Source organism: uncultured Brachyspira sp. (assembly GCF_944390845.1).
GTDB classification, from domain to species: Bacteria; Spirochaetota; Brachyspiria; order Brachyspirales; family Brachyspiraceae; genus Brachyspira; species Brachyspira pulli.
Genome location: NZ_CALXRM010000036.1, coordinates 25465 through 31464 on the forward strand (window position 1 = coordinate 25465; position 6000 = coordinate 31464).

The 6000-nt window shown below is 29.3% G+C and carries 5 protein-coding genes; 1 reads left to right on the forward strand and 4 read right to left on the reverse strand.

Annotation, left to right across the window (positions count from 1 at the left end):
- Positions 1 to 33: 33 nt before the first annotated feature.
- From Q0K52_RS08540 to Q0K52_RS08555, 4 genes are all read right to left on the reverse strand, one after another.
- Complete coding sequence (locus Q0K52_RS08540) at positions 34 to 621, reverse strand: maltose acetyltransferase domain-containing protein (RefSeq protein ID WP_297298487.1); 588 nt, start codon at positions 619 to 621, stop codon at positions 34 to 36.
- 88 nt (positions 622 to 709) lie between these two features.
- Positions 710 to 1552 carry a 3-hydroxyacyl-CoA dehydrogenase family protein gene (locus tag Q0K52_RS08545; RefSeq protein WP_297298489.1) on the reverse strand — a complete coding sequence of 281 codons (843 nt, stop codon included), beginning with the start codon at positions 1550 to 1552 and terminating at the stop codon, positions 710 to 712.
- A gap of 47 nt (positions 1553 to 1599) precedes the next feature.
- Positions 1600 to 2376 carry an enoyl-CoA hydratase-related protein gene (locus Q0K52_RS08550; protein WP_297298491.1) on the reverse strand — a complete coding sequence of 259 codons (777 nt, stop codon included), beginning with the start codon at positions 2374 to 2376 and terminating at the stop codon, positions 1600 to 1602.
- 204 nt (positions 2377 to 2580) lie between these two features.
- Complete coding sequence (locus Q0K52_RS08555; protein WP_297298494.1) at positions 2581 to 3768, reverse strand: acetyl-CoA C-acetyltransferase; 1188 nt, start codon at positions 3766 to 3768, stop codon at positions 2581 to 2583.
- Positions 3769 to 4016: 248 nt separating this feature from the next.
- Here Q0K52_RS08555 and mutL point away from each other — a divergent pair, with 248 nt between their 5' ends.
- Positions 4017 to 5843 (forward strand): DNA mismatch repair endonuclease MutL, encoded by a 1827-nt coding sequence (mutL, locus tag Q0K52_RS08560; RefSeq protein ID WP_297298496.1) that lies wholly within the window; start codon positions 4017 to 4019, stop codon positions 5841 to 5843.
- Positions 5844 to 6000: the final 157 nt, after the last annotated feature.

The following is a 6000-nucleotide window of genomic DNA, read 5'->3' on the forward strand; positions in this document are numbered from 1 at the left end:
AATCATTTCATTTTGATAAAATAAAATACAAAATCAAATTTCATAATTTTTAAAATAGAATTTCTTATCCTTTTCATTTATTTCTCTTACCACTTTACAAGGATTTCCAAATGCTACAACATTACTAGGTATATCTTTAGTTACAATACTTCCAGCACCTATAACAGAATTCTTTCCAATTGTAACTCCGGGTAAAATAATAACTCCCGTTCCAATCCATACATTATCTTCTATATTAACAGGGAAAGTATACATCTTTGTTTTACGCAACTCAGGATCAACTGGGTGTCCAGTTGTTGTTATTGAAACATTAGGAGCTATAAGACAATATTTTCCAATATTAATAGTATAATCATCTACCAAATTTAAATTAGAATTAATATATGAGTTATCACCAATACTCACTTTATTTCCTCTGAGTAATGTAAGAGGCGGAACAACAATAACATTTTCTCCAATAGAACATAACATTTTCTTTAATATTTCTTTTCTTTTTTCTTCTTCTGATGGTCTTGAATGATTGAAATCATAAAGAAGTTCTCTTGTTATACGCTGTTCTTCAAAATATTCTTTTGTATCTTCCCATAAATAACCATTTTCCATTTTTTCTATTTCTGTCATAAAATCTCCAAATAAAAAAATACGAGAGGATATAAAAAATATAATCCTCCCGTATTAATTCTACTACTATAAATAAACTAAAACACTATTACTTTTTTGAATAATCGTAAAAGCCTTTACCAGTTTTCTGACCTAATAAACCGCCGCGAACCATTTTTTTAAGTAAAGCACTAGGTCTATACTTAGGATCGCCAGTTTCTTTTTGAAGAACTTCCATTATAGCTAAAACTATATCAAGTCCTATTAAATCTCCTAAAGCTAAAGGTCCCATTGGGTGATTAGCACCTAATTTCATAGCATTATCAATACCTTCAACAGAAGCTATACCCATAGAATATAAATCTATAGCTTCATTAATCATTGGTACCAATATTCTATTTACAACGAAACCAGCTGTTTCATTAACTTCTACAGGAGTTTTACCTATTTCTTCTGATATTTTAATAATTTTTTCAACTATTTCTCTAGGAGTGTTAATACCAGAAATAACTTCAACTAATTTCATAACAGGAGCAGGATTAAAGAAATGCATACCTACAACTGGTCTTCCTATTCCAGCAGCAATTTCTGTTATAGAAAGAGAAGAAGTATTTGATGAGAATATACAATCTGGTTTACAAATTTCATGTAATTCTTTGAAAGTTGTTTTTTTAACTTCTAAATTTTCAAAAGCAGCTTCAACTATTAAATCAGCATCTTTACAAATATCTTTTAAACCTGTAGTAATTTTAGCTAAAATTTTATCAGCAGCAGCTTGTTCCATTTTACCTTTAGCTACTCTACCTTCAAAACTTTTAGCAATTCTTGCTTTACCATTAGCAGCAAATTCTTCTTTTATATCGCATAAATAAACTTCATAACCTTCTGTTTGAGCAAAAGCTTGTGCTATACCTGAACCCATAGCACCAGCACCAATTACACCTACTTTCATTTTTAACTCCTTTATTATTTATTATTGATAATAAAAATTGTTAATTATTATTTATTAACAAATTTTTCTACTTTTCTTTTTTCCAAGAAAGCTTTCATACCTTCTTTCTGATCTTCTGTTTCAAAACAATCGCCAAATAATTTTTCTTCTATAACTATAGCTTTGTCCATATCAACTTGTAAACCTTCATTGATAGCTTTTTTACAATTGCGTACAGCAATAGGAGCTGCTGATGCTATAGCAGTAGCTAATTTTTCAGCTTGAGCCATAAGTTCAGCTTGAGGATAAACAGCATTAACAAGACCTATTCTTAAAGCCTCGTCAGCTTTAATGTTTTTAGCTGAATATATAATTTGTTTAGCCATACCTACACCAACTATTCTTGGAAGTCTTTGAGTACCGCCGAAACCTGGAGTAATACCGAGACCAACTTCAGGCTGACCAAATATGGCATTCTCAGAACAAATACGTATATCACAGCTCATAGCAATTTCACATCCGCCGCCTAAAGCAAAACCATTAACTGCAGCTATTACAGGTATAGGGAAAGTCTCTATTTTTCTAAATATATCATTACCCTTTTTACCGAATGCTTCTCCTTCTGCTTTAGTACAAGTACTCATTTGAGATATATCAGCACCAGCTACAAAAGATTTTTCGCCAGCACCTGTTAATATTAAACATCTTATATTATTAAGATCAACACTATCAAAAGTTTTTTCTATTTCATCTAAAACTTGAGAATTTAAGGCATTAAGAGCTTTTTCTCTGCTAATAGTAATAATACCAATCATGCCTTTTTCTTCATATTTAATGAATTCCATTTATTTCTCCTTCTTAAATTATTAACACTATAAATGAAAACCTATTCAATATAGAAAAATTTCAAATTTAAAATAATTATTCCATATAGCCTTCACATTGGTAAAACGAAATGTAAAGGCTATATGAATCAAATAACCTTAAAAATAATAAAGCTATTTCATTAAAAATCAAACTCGTAACACACTTTTTATAAAAAATAAGGATTATTGTCTTTCTACTATAGTAGCACAACCCATACCGCCGCCGATACAAAGAGTAGCAAGACCTCTCTTAGCATTTTTAGCTTCCATTTCATGGAGTAAAGTAACAAGTATTCTACATCCAGAAGCACCTACTGGGTGACCTAAAGCGATTGCACCGCCATTAGGGTTAAGTTGTTTTTCTACATCTATACCTAATTCTTTACCAACTGCTACAGACTGAGCAGCGAAAGCTTCATTAGATTCAATGATATCAAAATCTTTAATAGTTAAACCTGTTTTGGCCATAAGTTTTTTAGTAGCAGCAACTGGTCCTATACCCATAATTCTAGGTTCAACACCGCCTAAACCGCCAGCAATCCAAGTAGCCATAGGAGTAATTCCTAATTCTTTAGCTTTTTCTTCACTCATAACAACTACAGCAGCAGCACCGTCGTTAATACTTGAAGCATTACCAGCAGTTACCCTACCTCCGTCTGGTTTGAAAGCTGGTTTTAATTTAGCTAAAGTTTCTACAGTAGTACCAGGTCTTGGACCTTCATCTTTATCTACTACTACATCGCCTTTTTTAGTTTTTACTGTAACCGGTACTATTTCTTTATTGAAAGCACCTGATTCCTGAGCTTTTACAGCTTTTTGCTGAGAATTAGCAGCAAATGCATCTAATTCTTCACGAGTTAATTTCCAATCATCACATATATTTTCTGCAGTAATTCCCATATGATAATTATTGAATGCATCCCAAAGAGCATCATTAACCATAGTATCTATTATAGTATCATTACCCATACGGTAACCATAACGAGCTTTTTTCAAAGCATAAGGTGCTAATGACATATTTTCTGTACCGCCGGCAACTACTATATCAGCATTTCCAGCAGCTATCATATTAGCAGCCAAATTTACAGCATCAAGACCTGAACCGCAAACAACGTTTATTGTCATAGCAGGAACTTCTACAGGAAGTCCTGCTTTTATAGAACATTGACGTGCTACGTTTTGTCCTAATGATGCTTGTATAACACAACCCATATATACCATATCAACTTGATCTGGTGAAACTTTAGCTCTATTTAAAGCTTCTTTTATAACTATCGAACCTAACTCAGCAGCAGGAACTGTACTTAAAGCTCCGCCCATACTTCCTATTGGTGTACGGCAAGCACTTGCTATCACTATTTTCCTAGACATATTTTAATCTCCAAATAATTATTAATTTTTTCACATTTATAATTCAATATTGATGTGTTGCTTTTAGTATAGTACATTTTTTTTTTGAATTCAATTAAATATTGCATTTTTTTTATTATACCTAACTATAGTATACTTTATAACAAAATAATAATATATAATCTATATAATATAACTTCTATTCATTTTTATATCTTTTTACGATAATATATATTCAAAATATGAGTATAAAAAGAGAAAATAAGTATATGAATAAGAACATAATAAAGTTACCACAATCTGTTGCAAACCGTATAGCTGCTGGAGAAGTTATAGAAAGACCTGCTTCTATGCTTAAAGAATTACTTGAAAATGCTGTTGATTCCGGAGCTTCAAATATAGAAGTATCCGTTGAAGAAGCTGGAATTAAATCAATGATTGTTGAAGATGATGGAAATGGAATACATTTTGATGAACTTCCTTTGGCTATCACACATCATGCCACAAGTAAAATTCATACCATAGAAGATTTAGATTCAATATATACTTTAGGATTTAGAGGTGAGGCTTTGGCTTCTATATCAGATGTTACTAATTTGGAAATAGTTTCAAAAAATATAGATGAAAGTAATGGAGGAAAAATCGTAGTTGAAGGCGGAAAAATAATAGAACATAAACCTGCTGCCGCTTCTCAAGGTACAAAAGTAATAGCTAAAAATCTATTCTTTAATATTCCTGCCAGATATAAATTCTTAAAACATATTTCAAGAGAATTTTTTCTTGTTAAAGAAGTTTTTGATATGGAAGCATTAGTGCAGCCAAAAATTGCTATGAAATTAAAAAATAACGGTAAAGTTGTAAATTCATATATAAAAGTAGATACTTTAAAAGAAAGAATAGAAAATTACATATCTGACAGTAATGTATTTAGAAATTTAGTAGAGATTGAAATAGAAAAAGAAGATGTAACTATTTATGGGTTATTTTCAAATTCTAAAATAAGCCAATCTATGAGAAAGAATAATTTTATATTCTTAAATAACAGACCTATAGAAAATAGAGTTTTATCTTATGCTATAAAAAATGCATATTCAAATGCTATACCTAAAGAAAGATATCCTTTTTTCTTCTTATACATAAACATAGACAGCAATAAAATAGATGTTAATGTTCACCCTAGTAAAAAAGAAGTAAGAATAAAAAATGAAAGAGAAATTTCAGGTATACTTTATAATGCAATAGTTAACAATATTAATGTAGGAAATACATTTGATTCTGTTAATATAGAAGTTGATCTTGATAAAGATATTACTCCTACATTTCCTATTCAAAATAATAATATAGAAAATACTGCCTCAGAAACAAATTATATTTTAAATAATACATATCAAAACATTAATACATCAGATAACAATTATGTTAACAACGATATTAATACCACAAATGATGATATAATACATAATAATGAAACCAGTTACAATAATACTAATCAATCCAACAATTATTACAATGAATTTGGTGAATACATAAGGGCTGTAGGACAAGTATTTTCTTCATATATAGTTGCTGAACGAGGTAATGAAATGTATATAATAGATCAGCATGCCGCTTATGAAAGATTAAATTATGAAAGAATATATAAAACTCTTATGTCAAAAAAAATAGAATATGAAAAATTATTAATACCTTGTGAAATTGAGTACAGAGATTATGAAATTGATATTTTAAATGCATCAAAAGAATCAATAGAATCAATAGGATTAAAATTTGAAGCTAATTCAAAACATAGCATTATAATAGAAGATATACCAATATACATTCCTAGAAATCAAAAAATTGAAAAAATAATAAAAGACATTTTGGATATATATATTTCAAAGGGCGACAATAACAATTTAGAAAAAGTAATAAAACATACCTGCTCTACTATATCATGTAAATATTCTCCAAAGGCTGGAGATAAACTTTCGAACAGTGATATGCAGACATTGATTGATTTGCTTGAAGAAGAAAATATACTTACAAATTGTCCTCATGGAAGACCTTTTGTATTAAGGCTTTCAAAAGAATATTTAGATAAAAAATTCTTCAGATAACAATCATTAATACAATAGATTTTATTATTAAGTATAAACTTATTTAAGAATAGTTAATGCTTATTATGATTAAAACTTGTAACTTTACATTTATAATTAATTTAGTATAATAAACTTATGAAAGATTTAGAGAAATTAAAACAAATACTAAATGAAA

What these genes read in the sequence shown, in the direction of transcription:
- mutL (WP_297298496.1), top strand. Translation starts at nt 4,017, where the DNA reads ATGAATAAGAACATAATAAAGTTACCACAATCTGTTGCAAACCGTATA.
- Q0K52_RS08555 (WP_297298494.1), bottom strand. Translation starts at nt 3,768, where the DNA reads ATGTCTAGGAAAATAGTGATAGCAAGTGCTTGCCGTACACCAATAGGA.
- Q0K52_RS08545 (WP_297298489.1), bottom strand. Translation starts at nt 1,552, where the DNA reads ATGAAAGTAGGTGTAATTGGTGCTGGTGCTATGGGTTCAGGTATAGCA.
- Q0K52_RS08550 (WP_297298491.1), bottom strand. Translation starts at nt 2,376, where the DNA reads ATGGAATTCATTAAATATGAAGAAAAAGGCATGATTGGTATTATTACT.
- Q0K52_RS08540 (WP_297298487.1), bottom strand. Translation starts at nt 621, where the DNA reads ATGACAGAAATAGAAAAAATGGAAAATGGTTATTTATGGGAAGATACA.